The organism is Solwaraspora sp. WMMB762 (assembly GCF_049179115.1).
In the GTDB taxonomy this organism is placed as follows: Bacteria; Actinomycetota; Actinomycetes; order Mycobacteriales; family Micromonosporaceae; genus Micromonospora_E.
Genome location: NZ_JBMHMD010000001.1, coordinates 4,060,771 through 4,080,971, shown reverse-complemented (window position 1 = coordinate 4,080,971; position 20,201 = coordinate 4,060,771). Strand labels below are relative to the sequence as shown.

Genomic DNA, 20,201 nt, shown 5'->3' with positions numbered 1-20,201 from the left:
GGGTGACAGGCCGACGCCGCCGCCCGGGCCGTGGGCGTGGCGGTGGCAGGGGACGTCTGTCGCGGCGGTGGGCGGACGGGTGGCCGGGGCGGCGCTGTCAGTGGTGTGTGAGCCCGTTGTGGCGGAATCGGTGGCGCTGTTCGCTGCGGCGTGACCCGGCGGACGGCACCAGGTTCTGTTTCTGTCAGGGGAGTGTTGACATGAGTGTGTCCGACACGGGTTGGCCGACGTCGGCTCTTGACGCGGCGGGGGCCGCGTTCGCGGCGTTGACGTGTGAGCCGGATCCGCCGCTGGTTCTCGACTGCGCGGCGTTCGCCGCTGACACGGGTCTGCCGCGGCGGGTGATGCCGCTGTCCGAGGTGCGGGACTGGCTGCTGCGGCGCCCGCGTGCCTACACGGCGCGGGATGAGGTGTGGCGGGAGGTGGTCCGTCGGGCCCGGCTCGACGGGCCGCACTGGGTGGTGGGTGCGGTCGGGATGGCGTTGCCGGCGTTGCGGCGGTACGCCGCCGCCCTGTGCCGGGGCTACGACGGGGATCCGGCGGATGTGGACGCGGAGATCCTGACCGGGTTCCTGGCCGCGGTGCGCGACCGGGTGGACGTGGCCGGGCCGGCGCCGTACGCGGGCCTGGTCAGGGCGGCGTGGCGGGCGGGGCGGGATCTGCGGTTGCGGCAACGCGGGTACGTGCCGGTGGAGGACATCGACCAGGTGGTTCCGGGTCCGCGGGCGCCGCGGGTGCCCTACGGGCATCCGGACCTGCTGGTACGGCGGGCGGTGATCCTCGGCGTCGTCGACGCCCGGGACGAGCAGGCCTACATCGATGTGCGGCTCGGCCGCCGGGCGGTCGAGCCGATCGCCGCCGGGATGGGGGTCAGCGTGGACGCGCTGCGAATGCGGCTGACGCGTATCGACGGGCGCCTCGCCGAGGCGTTGGCGCACGGGCTGCTGAGCGGGGTGGCGTCGCCGGAGACGATGGCTCGGCTGCGTCGTCGCGGTCGACGCCGGCCCGGTCGTGGCCCGGTCGGGCGTCGCGGCACCGCCGAGGCGGCCGCCTGATTCCTCGTCTGCCGGCGGTGTGACGGCCGCGTCCGATGCGATGTCGCGTCGGGCGCGGCCGTCTTCCGTGTTCGGACGAGGCCGGACCCCTCGTGGCGGGGTGTCCAGGCTGGTCGGGTTGGAACGGGTCGGCCGGCGGGTGGTGGCCGGGGGCCGTGTGGCACCGGCCGATGGAGGAGGACGGCCCTGGTCGGTGTGAGGGGCCTGCGAGCGCGGCGGGTGTTCGCCGGGGCTCACAGCGGCCGGTTCGGGGGTGTGGGACCACTTAGGCCGTTACCGGCCGCCGGTCCCGCCCGCCGCCGGGCAGTTGTGAGCGGAGCGGACGCGATCCGTGTGCCTCGGGTGCCGCGCCGCCGATGCGCTGACACCACATCGATGACCGTGACCCACCCGTGAGGGAGGACGAGCTCCTCCCCGGGGCACACGGTTCGCCTGCTCCGTTCATCCGCGCCCGGCGGCGGTCCTGTCCCGGACCGCTGTCGAGTCGCCACGCCCCCCTTGTTGTGGGGGCGTGGCGGGAGGTGACCACGATGTCCCGCAACCCACACCACATTCCACGAGCCCGACTGTTCCGTCGCCGCGCGCTGCGCGTGGCCGTGCCGCTGGCCGCTGTCGGTCTCGCCCTCGTCGTCGCGGGTGCCGCGCACGCCGCTGACGGTGGCGTTGTCGCGCCGGAGGCGAACTCGCTGCCGGTGGTGATCGCCAACCTGCGGAACTGGATCATGGGGATCCTCGCCGCGGTCGCCACCCTGTTCCTGGTCCTGGCCGGCGTGTACTGGGCCACCGCCGGCGGTGACCCGTCGCAGGTCGAGCGGGCCAAGTTCGCCTTCCGTAACGCGTTGCTCGGTTACGGCCTGGCGGTGCTCGCCCCGGTCCTGCTGCAGGTCGTCCGAGGCGTCGTCGGGGGCTGAGCGCGGTGTTGCTGACAGGTCCCGTCCTCGACGCGATGATCGCCTGGTTGACCGAGGCGGTCCTGGCCTGCGTCGTCGCGGTCTTCGACGTCATCACCGGGGTGCTGCTGACCACACCGCAGGTCACCGCGATGCCGCAGGTGCGGGCCCTCACCGGCCGGTCGGTGTGGATCGTCGACTCGGTCTTCCTGATGGCGTTCGTCGCCGCCGGTGTCCTGATCATGGCCGCCGGCGGCGGCGAACAGTCCCGGTACACGGTCAAGGACCTGCTGCCCAGGCTGGTCGTCGGCTTCACCGCCGCGCACTTCTCCCAGCTCATCTGCGCCCAGCTGATCGACCTCGGCAACGCGGTGACCGGGGCGGTCAGCGACGGCGCCTACGACGGCGACGGCGCGCTCACCGCGATCCACACCCACCTCACCGCCGCCGCCGCGAACCACACCGTCCCGCTGCTGTTCCTGATCCTGGCCGCGGTCATCGCCGCGCTGGCCGCGGCGACCGCGGTCCAGATGATCGGCCGGTTCGTGGCGCTGCTGGTGATGACCGCCGTCGCGCCACTGGCCCTGGCCTGCCACGCCCTGCCGCAGACCGACCCGGTGGCCCGCCTGTGGTGGCGTTCCTACACCGGCTGCCTGGCGATCCCCGTCGCGCAGGCGTTCCTGCTCACCGCGGGCGAGCAGATCCTGCTCGACCCGGCGGCGGCGCTGCCCGTGCCGGTCGACCCGGGCGGCACCGTCAACCTGCTCGTCGTGGTGGTGCTGCTGTGGACCACCGTCAAGATCCCCGGGCTGATGGCCCGCTGGGCCGGCCAGAGCAGCCGCGGCATGACCACCCTCGGCGCGGTCGTCGTGGTCCAGCAACTCGCCCGCGCCGTTCCCGGCCTGAACACCCTTCGAAGGAGTATCCGATGACCCGACCCGATCCCGACGAGGCGACCGTCACGGCGCGGATGCCCGCCGACGTCGACGCCCCCGACAAGGTCGCCTACGGGCTGACGTTCCACCAGCTGGCGATCGTCGCCGCCGCCGCGTTGATCTTCTACTGCCTGTGGCAGGCGCTGCACGGCGTCGTCGCGGCCCCCATCCTCGTCGCCGCCGGGATGCTGATCGGCGGGCTCGCCGCCGGGGTGGCGCTCGGCCGCCGCGACGGCCTGCCGCTGGACGTGTGGCTGGCGCACGCGGTCCGCCACACCCGCGCCCCCCGGTCGCTGTCCACCGCCTCCACCGGCGACGGCGCGGTCCCGGACTGGGTCGACGTCCCCCGGTCCCGGCGGCTGCCGCTACCGGCGCCGCTGCGGCTGCCCGCCGACGCCATCGACGACGACGGGCAGATCAGCCTCGGCGGCGCCCGGGCGACGATCGTCGGCACCGCCACCGTCAATCTGGCGCTGCGCACCCCCGGCGAGCAGGCGGCGTTGATCGACGGCTGGGGGCGGTGGCTCAACAGCCTCTCCGCCCCCGTCCAGATCGTCGTGTCCGCCCAGCCGGTCGACCTCGCCTCCCACAGCCGGGCCCTCGCCGCCGCCGCGCCCACCCAGCCGCACCCGCGGCTGACGGCGGCGTGCGCCGACCACGCCGCGTTCCTCGCAGACCTCGCCGTCCGCCGTGACCCGCTGCGCCGTCAGATCCTGGTCGTCAACCGCGCTCCCGGCGCGGAAGCCGGCCCCCACGCCGCGCGGCGCCGCGCCGACGACACCGTCCGCGCGTTGTCCGGCCTCGGGGTGACCCCCCGCGTCCTGGACGGTGCGGCCGTCACCGCCGCCCTCACCGCCGCCGCGGACCCCTACCGGCCGCCGCGTCCCGGCGGGCTGGCCGCGCCCGACACCGTGATCACCACCGCCCCCACATCGGCCCGCCGCAACCGGAGGACATCATGACGATCATCCGCAACCGCCGCCGCACGGACGGCGGCCCCACCGGCGCGGCCGCGGTGGCGTCGACGGTCGCCCCCGCCGCCGTCGAGGTCACACCCCGCTGGCTGCGCGTCGGCGACGGATACACCGCCACCCTGGCGGTGACCGGCTACCCGGCCGAGGTCGGCCCCGCCTGGCTGGAACCGCTGCTGTCCTGGCCCGGCCGGCTCGACCTCGCCCTGCACATCGAACCGCTGCCCGCGCCGGTCGCCGCCACCCGGCTCCGCGGCCAGCAGGCCCGTTACGAATCGTCCCGACGGGCCGACGCCGACCGCGGCAAACTCGCCGACCCCTACACCGACGCCGCCGCGGCCGCCGCCGCCGACCTCGCCGACCGGCTCGCCCGCGGCGCCGCGAAACTGTTCCGCGTCGGCCTGTACCTCACCGTCCACGCCCGCAGCGAAACCGAACTCGCCACCGCCTGCGCCCAGGTCCGCGCGGCCGCCGCGTCCACCCTCATCGACGTACAACCCGCGACCTGGCGGCACCTCGCCGGCTGGACCACCACCCTGCCCCTCGCGACGGACGGGCTGCGGATGCCACGCACCATGGACACCGCCGCGCTGGCCGCCGCGTTCCCCCTGTCCAGCCCCGACCTTCCCGCCCCGCTACCCGGCGCACCGGCCACCACCGGCGGCGTCCTCTACGGCGTCAACCCCGCCAGCGCCGGCATCGTCTGGTGGGACCGCTGGACCCAGGAAAACCACAACTCGATCATCCTGGCCCGCTCCGGCGCCGGGAAGTCGTACTTCGTCAAACTGGAAATCCTGCGCAGCCTCTACCAGGGCGTCCAGGTCGCCGTCGTCGACCCCGAGGACGAATACCCGCGCCTCGCCGACGCCGTCGGCGGCAGCACCGTCCGACTCGGCCGCCCCGGCGTCAAGATCAACCCCCTGGACCTGCCCGCCGGTGACCACCGCCCCGACACCCTGACCCGCCGGGGACTGTTCCTCCACACCCTCATCTCGGTCCTCATCGGCCACCAGCCGCCACCCGCCGAACGGGCCGCCCTCGACCGGGCCATCATCACCGTCTACCGACATGCCGGCATCACCGCCGACCCGGCCACCCACCACCGGCCCGCGCCGCTGCTCCGCGACCTCACACAGACACTCCACACCGACGACGACCCCGCCGCCACCAACCTGGCCGCCCGGCTCGCCCCATGGGTACACGGCAGCTTCGCGGACCTGTTCGACGGACCCACCACCCACACCCCGGACGGGCACCTCGTCGTCTGGTCACTGCGGCACCTGCCCGACGAACTACGCACCGTCGGCACCCTGCTCGCCCTCGACTCGATCTGGCGCGCCGTCGACACCCCGAAACACCCGGCACGGCGGCTCGTGGTGGTCGACGAGGCATGGCTGCTGATGCGCGACGGCGAAGGCGCCCGGTTCCTGTTCCGCATGTCGAAAGCGGCCCGCAAACGCCACGCCGGGCTGACCGTCATCACCCAGGACGCCGCCGACCTCCTCGGCAGCGACCTCGGCCAAGCCGTCGTCGCCAACGCCGCCACCCAGGTACTGCTCCGCCAGGCCCCCCAGGCCATCGACGCCGTCGGCGACGCGTTCGGCCTCACCGCGGGCGAACAGCGGCTGCTGCTGTCCGCCCACCGCGGCCACGGCCTGCTCATCAGCGGCACCAACCGGACCGCGTTCGACGCCGTCTCCAGCGACACCGAACACGCCCTCGCGACCACCAACCCGCTCGACCTGATCGACGACGACGCCGACAGCGTCTAGCCCAAACCCTGTCGACACGCAGGCGGCGGTGCCGCACCCGAGCTCGGGCGCGGCACCGCCGCCTTGCCGTGCGCGCGTAACCGCGAAGGACACGTCATGGTCACCCTCCTGTTCTCCCCGTCGCCCACACCCGTCGGCACCGATCCCGGCTCGCCGATTCCCCCGCCGCCGGCAACCCAGTGGCTCCTGCGGGCATCGGACTGGGCCATCGACCGGCCCTGGCTGCTGGGCGTCGCCGCCGGCCTGTTCATCGCCTGGATCGCCGGCCGCAACCTCGTCGCGGGCTGGCGCCACCGGTATCACGCCGCGGGTGCCCGGCTGGTCACCGTCGCCCCGCCGCCCGAGGTCGACGCGCACGCTGCCGCAGCCCTGTGGGCGAATCTGGCCGGCATCCTCACTCCGTCGCGCCGTCGACGGCTGCTCTACGGCACCCCGCACGTTGTCTGGCAGTATGCCTGGACCGGCCGGCAGCTGATCATCTCCCTGTGGGTGCCCGGCACCGTCCCGAACGGGGCGGTCGAGGCCGCCGTCCGCGCGGCGTGGCCTGGCGCGGCCACCACCACCAGCGAACCCGCGCCGGACCCCATCCCGGCGCAGACGGCCGCCGCGGTGGGTGGTCACCTGCTGCCCGTGGCCGCCGACTGGCTGCCGCTGAACGCCGACCACTACGCCGACCCGCTGCGCGCTCTGATGGCCGCCGGCGCCCAGTTGCACGACGGCGAGTACGCCTGCGTGCAACTCCTCGCCCGACCAGCCGCGCCCCGTCGCGCGGGGCGGGCCCGGCGCGCCGCCGGGCGGCTGCGTCAGGGCAAGACCGCCGTCGGGTCGGTCAACCTGGCCGGGCCGCTGACCGAGATGATCGACATCTTCCTGCCCGGCCGCTCCCGCGGCCCTACCGGCGCGGCGCCGGCCAGCCGCCGGGACCCCACCGCCGAGCGGGACGTGCGGGCGATCCTCGACAAAACCTCCCACCAGATGTGGGAGACCGGCATCCGGTACGCGGTCGCCTCCCGCGCCCACCGCGACGGCACCCGGCCCTATCACCGGCTGCGGGGCGTCGCCGACGCGGTCGCGTCGGCGTTCGCTGTCTACACCGGCCGCAACCGTCTCGCCCACCGCACCCGCATGCCTCGGCCCGTCGCGGTCCTGGCCACCCAGCGGCTCGGCGCCGGATTCCTCACCTCGACCCCGGAACTCGCCGCGATGGCGGGGCTGCCCCGCGACCTCGCCGTGCCCGGCCTGGACCGCGCCCGCGCCAAGTCGATGCCGGTCCCGGTCGCCGTACCGACAGGCGGACGGGGCCGCAAGGTCCTCGGCGACGCCGAGGTCGGCGGCCACGCCGTCGCACTGTCCGTACCCGACGCCCGCTACCACACCCACATGGTCGGCCAGACCGGCTCCGGCAAGACCACCCTGCTCGCCAACCTGATCATCGACGACATCAAGGCCGGCCGCGGCACCATCGTGCTCGACCCGCACGGCGACCTCGTCCTCGACGTCCTCGACCGGATCCCCGCGACCACGGCCGACCGGGTGGTGGTGTTCGACCCCGCCCAGCCCAACCCGCCCGCGATGAACCCCCTCGAAGGCGACGACCCGGACCTGGTCGTGGACAACCTGGTCAGCATCTTCGGGTCGATCTTCTCGAAGGCGTGGGGGCCGCGGATGGACGACGTGATGCGGGTGTCCTGCCTGACCCTGCTGCGGCACGCCAACGTCGGCCTCCAGCACATCCCGCCGCTGCTCAACAGCGCCCAGTTCCGCTCGGCGATGACCGTGGACCTCAATGACCCGGACGGGCTGCACGGCTTCTGGCAGTGGTACGACGAACTGTCCCCGGCGTTGCGCTCACAGATCATCGGCCCCGTGCTGGCCCGACTACGCGCCTTCCTCCTGCGAGATTTCGTCCGCAAGACGATGCGCTACCCCAAATCGAGCTTCGACATGTCCAAGATCCTCGACGGCGGGGTGCTGCTGGTCCGCATCCCGAAGGGCGAACTCGGAGAGGACACCAGCCGGCTGCTCGGCTCACTGATCCTGGCCCGGGTGTGGCAGGCCGCGACCGCCCGCGCCAGCATCCCCGCCGACCGGCGCAAGGACTGCTCGATCTATCTCGACGAGGCCCAGAACTTCTTGACCTTGGCCGCGAGTCTGGACACGATGCTGGCCGAGGCCCGCAAGTACCGCCTCGCGATGACCCTCGCGCACCAGGACCTCGCCCAGTTCCCCCGCGAACTCCTGGCCGCGGTCAGCGCGAACGCCCGCAACAAGATCTACTTCAGTGTGGCGCCGGAGGACGCCCGCGTGCTTGCCCGGCACACCCTGCCGGAACTCGACGAGCACGACCTGGCCCACCTCGACGCGTACACGGCGGTCGGTCGCCTGGTGGTGGACGGCCGGCAGACCGCCGCGTTCACCATGCGGACCCGTCCGCCGCTGCCGGTGGTCGGCGAGGCCACCGCGATCCGTCAGCAGGTCGCCAAGGCAGTCCCCGCCCAGGACCCCTCCGCCATCGACGCCCTGGTCAAGCAGCACAGCCAGAAAACGGACGACCGGCGCCGCAGAGGCGGCAAGGCCTCGTCGTGACCGATCTGTCACAGCGACAGACGTCGGCTTCCGTAACGGGATCCCCATGGGCATCCACCACCCCTTCCACCCTCATCCGCGACACCGGCTGACAGATCACCGGTGACGTCCTGTTCCCGCCGCACTGCGGCCCTGTCGACCAACCACTGTGGTTGAACCCCACTCAGACACCCTCCGTATGGAGGGCTCTCCTCCCTAGGAGCACCTGCCGTGTCCAGCCGTCTTCCGCCCCGCTCGCCCTCATCCGACCCGTATCTGCACACCCGTCGCCTCACCTCCCGCGACCGGCTCCTGCTGTCCTGGCTCGCCGAGCACTACCTGCTGTCCACCCGCCAGGTCGCCAAGGCCCTGTTCCCCTCCGGCCGCAGCGCCCGCCTGCGGCTGACCCTGCTCCACCGCATCGAGGCCGTCGACCGGTTCGTCGACGAAGCCGCCGCCGACTCCACCCAGTACCTGTACGCGCTCGGACCGCTCGGCCTGCGGCTCAACCGCGACGCCTACCACGACCCCGACAACCCCGCCGCGAAACCGCCGCGCAGCAGCCGCGACCGGGCCGACCGCATCGTCGGCAGCCGCAAACTGCGCCACCTGCTCGGCGTCAACGACTTCTTCACCGACCTGCTTGCCCACGCCCGCACCGATCCGCGGGCGCGGCTGGAGCGGTGGTGGTCCGAACAGCACGCCACCGACGCCTACGGCGGTGCCGGGGTCCAGCCCGACGGCCACGGCGTCTGGACCGTCGGCGACGCCACCGTCGGGTTCTTCCTCGAGCACGACAACGGCACCGAACCCCTCGGCAGGGTGCTGGCCAAGCTCCGCGCCTACGAGCGGGTGACCGAGTTCGGACCCCGGTACCCGGTCCTGTTCTGGGTCCCCAGCCGAGGCCGCGAGCGCAATCTCCTCGACGCGCTCGCCGGTACGTCCGCCGCGATGCCGATGGCCACCGCCGTGCACGGCACCAACCCCGCAAGGCCCGTCTGGACGCTGACCAGCGACCCCGACCGGCGTCGTCACCTGCACGAACTCCCCAGCGACCACGGCCCGTACGCGGCCACGAACCCGAACCGGTTCGTCCGCCGCGACCCCGAACCCGAGCCGGGCACCGAACAGGTCACCCAGACGCCCCTCTGACAGACACGCGCCGTATCTGTTCGACCACATACTCCCCGCTGTCAGATCACGGTGATCTGTCAAGGCCCGGCGAGCAGCCGTCCTTGACCGCCGCCCACGTCTGACAGTGCAGGTCAGCGGCCCTTTACGGGATCTGCTGCGGTCCGCGCGCTGACAGATCAGGCCGCTACGGTTCTCGGCACTACAGCACACCCATATATCTCCACCCCGGTAGGTCCCACCCTCGGACCTCTCGCCGCTCCCGGCACCTGACGTCCACCCGCCCTCACCGGCCGGTCGGCCCAGCAGCCCGCGACGAACCCCGACGGTCGCACCCACCACCTCGCACCAACCCCACCCACCCCCGAGCCGGCGCCCACGCACCCAGTGGACCGGCTATCTCCGCGTGCCTACGGCACGCCCAACCCACAAAGGAGGACCCCGCATGACCAAGAAGACGGCCCCCGCGGCCACCACGACCACGACGGTCGCCCCGGCCGTCGTGGCCATCCCGGAAGCAGCCGTTCGCACCATGATCGTCTGCGTCTCCGACGAGCTGGCCCAGGTGCTGGACAGCACCCGGCAACTCGAACGCCACCTCGGCGTCTCGGGTACGAGCTGCCCCCGGTACTGGGCCTCCCCGGCCATCTACCCGTGGCAGCGCCGCCAGCTCATCGACCTGCGTAAGGCCAAGACCGGACCCCGGTACTGCGCCGGCGGACCCGTCCGCCTGCTCGACCTGGCCGGCATGCGCCACGGCGCCTACGTCGGGGCCAGCGTGCGACACGCGCACTGGGCCCGCGTCGTCGCGGGAACGAAGGCGGCCACCCCGTGGCCGAGCTTCCTGCAGAAGCACCTGTCCGACCCGTCGGCGTATCCGATGGACACCGCGACCGCCGAGTTCAACCGGCAGCCGCGGGTGCAGGCCATGCGCATGTACAACGCCGCCACGTACGGTCCGGGTCACCTCGACCTGGGCGACCTGGAGATGTTCCAGGCCGGTGCCAGCGCATACGCCAACTACCACGCCCTCTGGGCGTTGTGCACCGACGCCTTCCTCACCGAGGCCGGCGACCGGCTGCAACCGGCCAGCGCGTTCTTCGCCGACCGGATCACCTACCTGGAGCAGGCGGCCCGCTACCTGGACTCGCTCGACGGGTCCCAGCGGCTGTTCGCCGTCACCCTGCACCACTCGTGACCGCAGAGCCGGTCGGGCCAGCCAAACCTCCCTCGTACCCAAAGGGGACCAGTGTTGCTGCCCGGCCGGCTCCACCCCACCAATGCCCCACGACACCCGAAGGGATGGATCCGGATGCCTCTACGGCTCTGGTTCGACTTGGCCACGGTGCTGCACCTGGCCGAAACCGCGATCAACACCCGCCATCGGCTCGACATCGACGGCACCGTCGCGGCCGACGCGCCGCCCGCGCTGCACCTCATGCGCGACTGCGGCGGAGACCTCGACGATCGCCTCTACATCGACGGGAACTTCCACCCAAGCCTGTCCGCGGACGACATCAACACGGAACCGTTCCGCAGCACGTACCGCGGTCGCCACTACGGCCACGGCATCACCTGGACCGAGTGGCTCGGCAGCCCACCACGCCACTGCCGGCCGATACAGGCGCAGATCGCCCTCCTCGACGATGCCAGGCTGCTCGACCTGCTCCGCGCCGGCCACGCCGCCGGCTTCGACATGTTCGCCATCGACCCCGACGCCGACGGCCTGCGGCCCGCCATCGCGCGACGCCGACGCCGCGCACGGCGGTCCCGCCAGGCGCCCCGGGCTGGGGCATCCCACCACGCCCGGCCCGCGCAAGGGCCGCCTTATACCTCTTCCAGGGGAGTGGATCAGCTTTGATCGTCGACAAGGGCTTCGACGCGGACGAGTTGAGTCGCTACATCCTCACGCGCGTCCATCACGTCGACGGGCAGGTGCTGTGGGCGCGGATCCGCCGCGACCACGCTGTCTATCAGTGTGCCGCCGCCGTCGGGGTTCTGACCCCGAACCTGACCGGGACCACCCTGGCCATCGAGCCCCGCGCCACCTGGTACCCGAACACACCCGAGTACGCCGACGACGAGGGCCCCCTCACCGACGTGGCCGACCGGCTCCTCGCCCACGCCCGCACCATTCTCGCCGGGCTTCCCAGCCCCGGCTGCTGACCACCTCCGGTCGCCGACGGAAACCGGCCCGCCGGACTCTCGCACCACCGCACTCGCACGACCTGGCCGTTGCCCGGCCGACCCGCGCACACCGCGCAGCCCCGGGCACGGCCGTACGGCCGTGCCCGGGTTCCCACCCCCGGTAGAAGGGAACCCCCATGGACTCGAACCCCGCCCTGGCCGCCCGCACCACGGGCGCCGGACTCCGCCGGCTGACCATCGCCGTGATCGGCGGCAGCCTGACCGGCCCCGTCACCGCCCTGCTGTTGCTGCGGGCCGGCTTCGACGTCACGGTCTACGAGGCCACACCGGCGTCCGCCCCGCTGGGCGGCGGGCTCATCGGCCTGGAACACACCGCCCTCGACGTGCTCGACCGCCTCGACATCCCCCAGCGCGAGTTCATCGCCTACGACTCCGAGACGATCCGGCAGGTCGCGATCCGCGACCGCCAGCCGGCACAGACCGTCCTGCGCACCTACCCCGGCCGGAACACCACCTGGACCCTGCTGCACCGCGCGTTGGCCGCCCGGGTCCCGGCGGACGTCCTGCGCAAAGGAACGCGGGTCACCGGCCTGACCGAGGATGCCGGCCGGCCCGTCCTGCGGTTCACCGACGGGAACACCGAGACGGCCGACCTGGTCGTGTTCGCCGACGGCCGATCCTCGATCGGCCGCCGCCTGCTCGACCCGGACCGCAAACTGCACTACGCCGGCTACGTCGCCCACCGCGGGATCGCCACCAGCACCCCACAGCCAGACCTGCGGGACTTCGTCCGGCTGGAGCCCTGCCCCGGCGCACAGTTCACCATCGCGCCGGTGCCCGGCGGCTGCGACTGGACGTTCTACCTCGGCTGCACCGCCGCCGAGTACGAGCAGCGTTTCGGCGCGACACCCACCCGCCGGGTCTTCGCCCTGCCGCGGCACATCACCCCGGCCGCTCGTACCCACGTCGACGAGCACGCCGACTACCTGCTTCCGTCCGACCACGCGGCGGTCGTGCGGGCCACCACCACCCGCATGGCCGTGCCGGTGCTGGACATCGACCCGCCCACTCGCATGGTGTGGCCAGTCGGCGACGGGCACGCTGTCCTGCTCGGCGACGCCCTCGCCCCGGTCCGCCCACACACGGCCCGGGGCGCCAACAACGGCATCGAACAGGCCGCCGGACTGGCCGTCGCGCTCACCCAGCACTACCGGTGGGGCGCCGACCTGCCCACCGCCCTGAACGGGTGGCAGCGCCGGCACCTGCCCACCGCGGTCGCCGCCGTACGGCGAGGGCCCGTCATCGGCGACAAGCTCGGCCTCGGCACCCGATAGCCCGCCGTCTCCTGTGGCCAGAGCCCCACCGAACGGCGAGCGCCTTGGCCGGAAACCCCCACGTCCTACCGCCCCCGCCGCCGTACCGGCCGAGGGCTCTTTTGCATCCCAGATCGAAAGGACACGGCCCGATGGCCACCAGAACCACCAGCGTCGTCTACGACGACTTCGACGGATCCACCGACGACATTGGGACCTACCGGTTCGCTCTCAACGGCGTGCTGTACGAGATCGACCTGTCCCGCCCCAACTTCGACCGGATGGCCGCAGCCTTCCAGCCCTTCATCACCGCGGCCCGCCGCCTGCCGAAGTCGACGGTGAGAAAGCAGACCCGGCACGACACCAACACCGATCGCCGCGCCCTCAACGCCCGCATCCGGCGGTGGTGGGCCACGCACTGGCAGGAGCGCAACCTGCCCGAGCCCAGGACCCGAGGGGCGATCCCTCCGGCCGTCCGTGACGCCTACAACAGCGCCCACTAGCCCTGCGCAGCGCGTACGCAGCTCCAACAGCCAGGGCGCCTAACGGCCGCCCTGGCTGTCGCGGCCAGGTACGCGCGAGTCCACCCAAACGACTTGATCGCGCCCCGCTTCGAAGCGTGCATGAGTGCACGCCTCGTCCTCACCCATTGGTAGCAGGAAGAAACGGAACCCGTCGCATGACCGACAGCACCAAGAAAACATCCACCCTGGAGCGGGTGCTGACCGCGCTCGCCGAACTCGGTCCGGCCACCGCCGCAAACATCGGCAAGTCCATCGGCGTCGCCTACCCCACGACCACCCCCAAACTGCGAGAGCTGGAAAACGCGGGCCACGCCGAGCGGATTCGCACCGAGCAGCGCACGACGCTGTGGCAGTTGACCGACACCGGCAAGGCGGCAGCCGCGTCGGTCGCAGCCGGCAGCACCAGCACGCAGACGCCATTCGCTGCCTCAACGGATGACGACGACCAGGCTGGGGGCGAGTCACAGCGGCGAGCCAACCTCCGCCCGGAGGCCGAACCGGAACTCGGCGCGGGAGTACCTGCCGAGGACCAGGTACCTGGTAAACCGCCAGCCGACCAACAGCCCCGCGACTCGGCAGCGGAGACCGACCAGGCCGGCCCAACGCCAGCGGAAGCGGCAGGCCCAGTCGGGACGGCCGAGCAGGTCGCCGCGCCGCAGGCCGAGCCCGACCCGGATCCGATGCCCGAGCTGGAGACCGCACCAGCGCCGGAGACCGACTCAGGGGCGTCGCGCAGCGGGGCTACGCAGGACCAGCCGACCGGTGAACCGCGCGCCGACGACCGTATCGGCGAATCGGAGACCGAAACCACGGAGGACATCGAACACCAGGGATCTGGAGCCAGCACACAGGAGCGCGACGGCCGTCGGAAGCCGGCCCAGCCCCGACGCCGCAAGGGGGAACTCCGCGACGAGGTGCTGGCGCTGCTGCGACGCAACCCGGACACCGCCTACAAGGTCGGGGAGATCTGCAAGCTGATCAACCAGGCCCACGACGGCGCCCAGGTCAACCAGGCCAGCGCGGGGGCAGTGGCCAACGCCCTCGACAAGCTCGTCATCGCCGGCAACGTCACGCGACTCGACACCAAGGTCGCGACCTACCAGGCCGATTAGCGGCGCCCTCACCCCTGGCAGCCCGGGGGCGGGCGTTTGACGTTGGCGCGCTCACGCCCGTCCCCGGTGCTCCTTCACACACAAGGAGCGACAACCAGTGTCTCAGACAGCGAACTCCCTCCTCACCGCCGCTGGCGGGCTCCTCGCCGGGCTGACCATCGCCGGCCTGTGGGCACTGCGCCTGTGGACCCTGCTGACCCGCGCCCGGATCCGGCTGCGAAAGCTGGACCGCGTCGTCCTGAACGCGCACGAACTGGTCGACACCCTGCGAGCCGAACGCGACAGGTACCACCGGCAGGCGACCGAGGACGACACCACCCGCCTGCCCAACCGCCGCGCCGCGATCGAGCGGCTGACGCACGCGGTGACGACCCACAGCGAGGTCGGCGTCATCGTCCTCGACCTCGTCGGGTTCAAGCTGATCAACGACCGGCTCGGGCACCGAGCCGGCAACATTCTGCTGTCCCAGGTCGCCGAACGTCTCCGCCGCCTGGGGCAGTCCGACATCGTCGCGGCCCGGCTCTCCGGCGACGAGTTCACCCTCATCGTGCAGGCGGGTCTCGACAGAACGATCTCGGTGGCGGACCGGGCGTGGCGGCACATCAGCCAGGTTCCGTTCGCCCTCGACGGCAGGCAGATCGACATCGTCGCCAGCGTCGGCTACACGACCACCGACCAGGCCGGTCGCGATCCCGAATCCCTGCTGCACCTGGCCGACATCGCCATGTACTGGGCCAAGGCCAACGGCGGCGTCGTGCACGGCTACGCCGAGCACATGGGCGACGTCCCCAGCGACGGTCGCCCCCGCGACTGGCCGCCGCCCTACGAGGGCTGACACCGCCAGGGCCGGGCCCGGCTCGCAGGCAACAGCCACCTGCACCGGGCCCGGTCCTTCCCCGACCTACGCGACCGCCGCGCGCTCGGCGGCCGCGTCAACCCCGCCGCGCGCCGGCGTGGGCGGATTCCACCCATCCCACACCCCATTTTGGAGTAATCCGTGACAGACATCATCGTCGTCCTGCGGCATCTCGCCCGCCTCGACAGTGCCGCACTCGACATGGAGCAGATCGGCGTCACCACCGCGCAGAACACGACCGACGTCTGTGACTTCGTCACCGCGGGTTGCGCTCTCGTCGCCGCCAACGTTCAGGAGCAACTGCTCGTCGAGGCCGCGCAGGTGCTCTGGAACGTCTACGACGGGGCAAACGGCCCCGAACTCGTCACCGCCGGTGAGCGTGTGCGGGCTGTCGGGCTCGCGCTCACCCGGGTGCGGGAGGAACGAGAAAAGGCACTCGTGCGGTTCCACGAGGCGTGCGCCGTCCTCCGGCACAACGGCACGCTCACCGAACCGGTTTCGAAGCCGGCAACCCCGCAGGGCGGTCTCCGCTGATGGGACACATGCTGCTCGCCGTCCTCGTGCCGGCAACCGCGACCGTCGACACCGTCGACGCTGACCTGGACCGGATCATCGAGCCACAACTGGAGACACTCGGCATCGATGACTACCGCCTCGGCGGCGGCTTCACCGGTGCCTGGGGCCCGGACTACGACCCGACCCGCGACCCGGCCAACCATGAGCCCTTGCCCGCGGTGCCACGGCACGCTGCGCGACCCGGACGGCAACACCTGTCACGGCCGCGCGGACGCGGTCAGCCAAGGCCCGCAGCACCGGGACGATCCTTAAGCTGACGTACGTCTGTGCCCGGCACCCCGGCGATCTGGTCCCGCCAGCCCGGCTTCTGGATCCCGGCTGGCGGTTCCCGCCGCACCGCACCCCGCACGCGTGGGCGAACCCAGCCGGCGTGCGCTGGCTCGGCACCGGGCTGCGGCTCTACCCGCTCAACACCGACACCGACATCCCGCCTCGCTTCGCCAGCCTGCGCGCCGGACGCCGCGACATGGACGGTTCGGGCCGGCGCATCTCCGTCGACCCGGCCGAATGGTTCGTCGCCGTCGTGGACGCCCACCACTGATCCGCAGCCGGACTCACTCATCGGCCTGCTCTCCGATGCCTCCGCCATCGGCTACCGCTGGCCACGCCTGGCCGCCACCACCGACGGTGCGCGTCGCCCATGCCCGCCACCAACCACTGACCCACCCGTCACCGCCGTCCGTGCCCTTCCTGCTCGGGAGCGGGGCTGGCGCCTGTCCTTTCTTGGGAGATCGACATGCCCACCTTCGACAGCGATCCGCAACCAGCGGCTCTGGAATCGGTCCTGCGGGACGCCTGGGACGCCTTCCACCCCGGCCAGCCCGCCCCGCTGGGCTGGCTCACCCACACCGCCACCCGCGTCCACGACTACCTCGGCACCCACCAACCCGCACCAACTCCGCCCGCCGCCCCGCCTCCCACCGTCAACGAACAGGTGGCACGGCTGCGCCGACAGGTGTGGCGCGCCGTTCGCGACGCCGTCGGCGATGACGACATCGACCCCGATGCCGCCAACAGGCTCCTGAACCTCCTGGACCTGCCCGGCCTGCCACGCCACTGGCAGGTCCGACTCACCATCCCGTTGACGATCACCGTCACCGCCACCGACCCCGACGACGCGTTCGACACCGCCGAGTCCGTCATCGACGACGCCCTCGACGCCAGCGGCCACGACAGCCACATCGACTGGACCGCCTCCGGCCGCGACGACGCCACCCCCGGAGACCTCGATCCCACCGCCGACGATCCGCCCGGCCTGCGATGACCTGACGCCGAATGTCCGCGCGGCCAGCCATGCCCCGCGCGGTCGTCGCCATACCCCGCGCCCATCCAGCGATTCACGAGGAGACACCGCCCGTGGGAACCCCCTGTTACGTCGGTGCCGCCGACCCCGCCCGGCCGACCATCGTCCGCGCCCGCTACGTCCACTTCGACGGCAACCCCTCATCCCTCATCCCGCAGCTGCGCGGCATCTGGGCCACCACCACCGGACGCGACACCCGCGCCCTCATCGATGCCGTCCTCGCCCACGACTGGGACCACCTCGGACCCGACCTCGCCCCGGACCCGCGGCCGGTCACCGGCCAGCACCACGTCGCGGGGGTCGGCATGACGCTCGACGACACCGATCCGGAGCCGCTCACCGTCTTCCCGCTCAGCCGCGCCGTCGACCTCGTCGCCTCGTGGATCTACGTGATCAACCCCGCCGACGACACGGTCACCGTGCACAACGGCGACGGCGAGCCGGTCGGCGTCCACCACCTCGGCTAACCACGAACCAGGAGGAACCCCGCCATGCCCGGCTCCGCCGCGCCGCCCCACCGAACCCGTCATCCCAGTCCCGACAGCAGAGGGCCGGGATGACGCTCCGATCCCTGGTATCACTCGCCGTGGCGCTCATCGCCGCGTTCATCCTCTGCGCCGGTGGTCTCGGCGGCCTCGTCGGTGGCGGCACCGCCGCCGCCGGCTGTGTCACCGTGGCCACCTCGCCCGGCCCCTCGTCACCTGCCACCGTGGCGCCGATCGCCGGACCGACCCTGTGGCCAGACATGGGTGACTGGGACAGCGGCCAGGTCGGCAACGCCGCCGCGATCGTCACCACCGGCGCCCGTCTAGGGGCACCCGGACGCGGGTGGGTGATCGCGGTCGCCACCGCTATGCAGGAAAGCACCCTGAGGAACCTGCCGGGTGGCGACCGCGACTCCGTCGGCCTGTTCCAGCAGCGTCCCAGCCAAGGCTGGGGCACCCCCGCCCAGCTCCGCGACCCCGCCTACGCGTCGGAGAAGTTCTTCGGCACGTTGGTCACGATCGACGGCTGGCAGACGATGCCGCTGGCCGAGGCGGCGCAGGCCGTGCAGATCTCCGCCTACCCCGACGCGTACGCGAAGTGGGAGGGGCCAGCCGCCGATCTGGTTGCCGCGATCGCCGCCACCGCCGGCCTACCCGCCGACGGGCTGGCCGGCTGCGGTGCCGTCGGCCCGTGGACCCAACCGGTGCTCGCCCCGGTCGGATCCGCCTTCCGCAGCTCGGACCGGCCGGGCCACGACGGCGTCGACCTCGCCGCCCCACGCGGCACGGTCATCCGCGCGGCGTCGGCCGGCACCGTGCGCACCGTGCGCTGCAACGCGGTCTACGCCAGCACCGGCGCCGAGTGGGGCTGTCACCGCGACGGCCACCCCACCCTGACCCGCGGCTGCGGCTGGTACGTCGACATCGACCACGCCGGGGGCCTGCTCACCCGCTACTGCCACATGGACCGGCCGCCGACCGTCAGCGTCGGGCAGCAGGTCGCCGTCGGCCAGCCCATCGGCGTCGTCGGCTCCACCGGCAACAGCTCCGGCCCGCACCTGCACTACGAGGTACACCACAACGGCGACGCCAGCGCGAACGGGGCCATCGACCCCGTGCCGTTCATGGCCGCGCAAGGCGCCCCGCTCGGCGTGCCGCCCACCTGAAATCCGTCACCCACCCCAGCGGCGGTGGCGGAATCCACACCGCAATCAACCCACCCATGAGCGCCAGCCTCGACAAAGGGAGAGAGTCAGTGCCTGACCACACCACCCCACCGACCCGCGGCCAGCACCCCGCCGATCCCACGGTCGGCGGCCATCTCGCCGCCACCCACATCATGATCGGCGACATCGGCGTCTTCGCCGGGGACTGGACCGCCTACGACCACCACGGCCGGACCCGCCACCCGGTCGGCTTCGTCGGACGGCTCGACGCCCAGCGTGGATACGGCGGCCAGTACGCCGTGTTCTCCTGCGAACGCGACGTCGCCGAAGCGATCGTCGCCGACCAGGAACGACTGCGCGATGAGACCCGCCGGCGGCTACACGGCGACGGTCTGCGCGGGCCGGCTCTCGACGCCGAACTCGACCAGGTGTGCGCGCCGCTGTACTTCGACGGCGACGACATCATCCTGGACGAACGGCGCGTCCACGGCGACGCCGACGGGATCTCCCGGATCTGCCCCGACGCCGACGGCCGGTACACGATCTGCGGCTGGGTGTGGGAATGGCGCGCCGTTGACCCCGCCGACTGCGCCCGCATCGCCGGCACCCCACCCACCCCGACCCAGCAACACGCCCGTATCCCGCTGCGGCACAGCCCGCTGCACGTGCCCCACGACCGGCTCACCGTCACCAGCCTCGACGAACTCCCCACCGACCGTGGGGTCGCGTTCACCGCCACACTCCGTCTCGACGGCACCCGGATCGGCGTCATCCACAACGAGGGCCGCGGCGGCGGGACCTGGCTCAGCTACCACGATCCCGCCCGGTTCAGCCGGCGTGACCTGGATGAGTACGTGCGTGGATGCCGCTACCGGCGCCAGCCCACCGACGAGGAGACCGTCCTCGACCGTCTGGTCACCGAATACGACCTCACCCGCCACATCGCCGCCCTGCCAGCCGGCGCGTTCCTGGCCAGGTCGGTCGACGACGACGGCGACTCCTGCGGCGACTTCGTCGTCTTCACCGGCCTCGACCGGCCCCAGCAGCCCGCCGCGTGGACCAGCCTGGCCACCTACCTGGCCACCGTCGAGGCCACCTTCAGCACCCACTGGCAGGTGTGGCTGGACGGCGCCTGGCACCGGGTGCCCGACCCCACTGACACGGCCGGACCCGACACGCATTGACGCCACCCGCCACACCTACCCAGCGTCGCCATCGCCCGCCACGCGCGCGCTCATCACCACCGCACAGCATCAGCCGCACGACCGCCCCGGTGGCCGGGACCGGCCGCCGGCGGACCCCGCTCACCCGAACAACCTCCGCTGACCACACCACCACCGTGCCCGGCCGGCACCTGCCCGGCCGGGCCTTTCCCCGACCCGAACAGCAGAAAGGGCAC

21 protein-coding genes are annotated in these 20,201 nt (G+C 72.5%); all 21 read left to right on the top strand.

The genetic code is table 11. The features are described from left to right. The first annotated feature begins 200 nt into the window (after window positions 1-200). Entirely contained in the window at window positions 201-1,055 is an 855-nt protein-coding gene (locus ACN27J_RS18235; protein WP_421367697.1) for a hypothetical protein, read from the top strand. A 530-nt stretch (window positions 1,056-1,585) separates the two neighbouring features. Continuing rightward, on the top strand, window positions 1,586-1,966 hold the full coding sequence (locus ACN27J_RS18230; RefSeq protein WP_421367695.1) for a pilin: 381 nt from the start codon (window positions 1,586-1,588) through the stop codon (window positions 1,964-1,966). Window positions 1,967-2,001: 35 nt separating this feature from the next. Continuing rightward, a complete protein-coding gene (locus ACN27J_RS18225; RefSeq protein ID WP_421372330.1) occupies window positions 2,002-2,877 on the top strand; it encodes a hypothetical protein in 876 nt (291 codons plus the stop codon). Then, the gene (locus ACN27J_RS18220; protein WP_421367692.1) at window positions 2,874-3,842 is read left to right on the top strand and encodes a PrgI family protein; all 969 of its coding nucleotides are present in this window, start codon (window positions 2,874-2,876) and stop codon (window positions 3,840-3,842) included. Before ACN27J_RS18225 ends, ACN27J_RS18220 begins: the two co-directional genes overlap by 4 nt. Then, window positions 3,839-5,623: a VirB4 family type IV secretion system protein gene (locus ACN27J_RS18215; protein WP_421367690.1), complete on the top strand. Its 1,785-nt coding sequence runs from the start codon at window positions 3,839-3,841 to the stop codon at window positions 5,621-5,623. Before ACN27J_RS18220 ends, ACN27J_RS18215 begins: the two co-directional genes overlap by 4 nt. Window positions 5,624-5,719: 96 nt before the next feature. After that, window positions 5,720-8,209, top strand: a complete 2,490-nt coding sequence (locus tag ACN27J_RS18210) for a type IV secretory system conjugative DNA transfer family protein (RefSeq protein WP_421367688.1) — start codon at window positions 5,720-5,722, stop codon at window positions 8,207-8,209. A 210-nt stretch (window positions 8,210-8,419) separates the two neighbouring features. Continuing rightward, entirely contained in the window at window positions 8,420-9,340 is a 921-nt protein-coding gene (locus tag ACN27J_RS18205; RefSeq protein WP_421367686.1) for a replication-relaxation family protein, read from the top strand. 424 nt (window positions 9,341-9,764) lie between these two features. Then, window positions 9,765-10,517: a hypothetical protein gene (locus tag ACN27J_RS18200; RefSeq protein WP_421367684.1), complete on the top strand. Its 753-nt coding sequence runs from the start codon at window positions 9,765-9,767 to the stop codon at window positions 10,515-10,517. A 114-nt stretch (window positions 10,518-10,631) separates the two neighbouring features. Continuing rightward, on the top strand, window positions 10,632-11,180 hold the full coding sequence (locus ACN27J_RS18195) for a hypothetical protein (RefSeq protein ID WP_421367682.1): 549 nt from the start codon (window positions 10,632-10,634) through the stop codon (window positions 11,178-11,180). Beyond that, window positions 11,177-11,485 carry a hypothetical protein gene (locus tag ACN27J_RS18190; protein ID WP_421367680.1) on the top strand — a complete coding sequence of 103 codons (309 nt, stop codon included), beginning with the start codon at window positions 11,177-11,179 and terminating at the stop codon, window positions 11,483-11,485. Before ACN27J_RS18195 ends, ACN27J_RS18190 begins: the two co-directional genes overlap by 4 nt. A gap of 158 nt (window positions 11,486-11,643) precedes the next feature. Beyond that, entirely contained in the window at window positions 11,644-12,801 is a 1,158-nt protein-coding gene (locus ACN27J_RS18185; protein ID WP_421367678.1) for an FAD-dependent monooxygenase, read from the top strand. 131 nt (window positions 12,802-12,932) lie between these two features. Beyond that, complete coding sequence (locus tag ACN27J_RS18180; RefSeq protein WP_421367676.1) at window positions 12,933-13,283, top strand: histone-like nucleoid-structuring protein Lsr2; 351 nt, start codon at window positions 12,933-12,935, stop codon at window positions 13,281-13,283. Between the two features lie 176 nt (window positions 13,284-13,459). Next, the gene (locus tag ACN27J_RS18175; RefSeq protein ID WP_421367674.1) at window positions 13,460-14,416 is read left to right on the top strand and encodes a hypothetical protein; all 957 of its coding nucleotides are present in this window, start codon (window positions 13,460-13,462) and stop codon (window positions 14,414-14,416) included. Window positions 14,417-14,513: 97 nt separating this feature from the next. Next, entirely contained in the window at window positions 14,514-15,251 is a 738-nt protein-coding gene (locus ACN27J_RS18170) for a diguanylate cyclase domain-containing protein (RefSeq protein ID WP_421367672.1), read from the top strand. Between the two features lie 162 nt (window positions 15,252-15,413). Beyond that, complete coding sequence (locus tag ACN27J_RS18165) at window positions 15,414-15,806, top strand: hypothetical protein (RefSeq protein ID WP_421367669.1); 393 nt, start codon at window positions 15,414-15,416, stop codon at window positions 15,804-15,806. Continuing rightward, entirely contained in the window at window positions 15,806-16,105 is a 300-nt protein-coding gene (locus ACN27J_RS18160) for a hypothetical protein (protein WP_421367666.1), read from the top strand. Before ACN27J_RS18165 ends, ACN27J_RS18160 begins: the two co-directional genes overlap by 1 nt. A gap of 113 nt (window positions 16,106-16,218) precedes the next feature. Beyond that, on the top strand, window positions 16,219-16,389 hold the full coding sequence (locus ACN27J_RS18155; protein ID WP_421367664.1) for a hypothetical protein: 171 nt from the start codon (window positions 16,219-16,221) through the stop codon (window positions 16,387-16,389). Between the two features lie 195 nt (window positions 16,390-16,584). Beyond that, on the top strand, window positions 16,585-17,112 hold the full coding sequence (locus tag ACN27J_RS18150; RefSeq protein ID WP_421367662.1) for a hypothetical protein: 528 nt from the start codon (window positions 16,585-16,587) through the stop codon (window positions 17,110-17,112). A 92-nt stretch (window positions 17,113-17,204) separates the two neighbouring features. Further along, entirely contained in the window at window positions 17,205-17,618 is a 414-nt protein-coding gene (locus ACN27J_RS18145; protein WP_421367659.1) for a hypothetical protein, read from the top strand. 89 nt (window positions 17,619-17,707) lie between these two features. Next, complete coding sequence (locus tag ACN27J_RS18140) at window positions 17,708-18,802, top strand: M23 family metallopeptidase (RefSeq protein ID WP_421367656.1); 1,095 nt, start codon at window positions 17,708-17,710, stop codon at window positions 18,800-18,802. Window positions 18,803-18,891: 89 nt separating this feature from the next. Beyond that, window positions 18,892-19,986 (top strand): hypothetical protein, encoded by a 1,095-nt coding sequence (locus ACN27J_RS18135; RefSeq protein ID WP_421367654.1) that lies wholly within the window; start codon window positions 18,892-18,894, stop codon window positions 19,984-19,986. Window positions 19,987-20,201 lie beyond the last annotated feature (215 nt).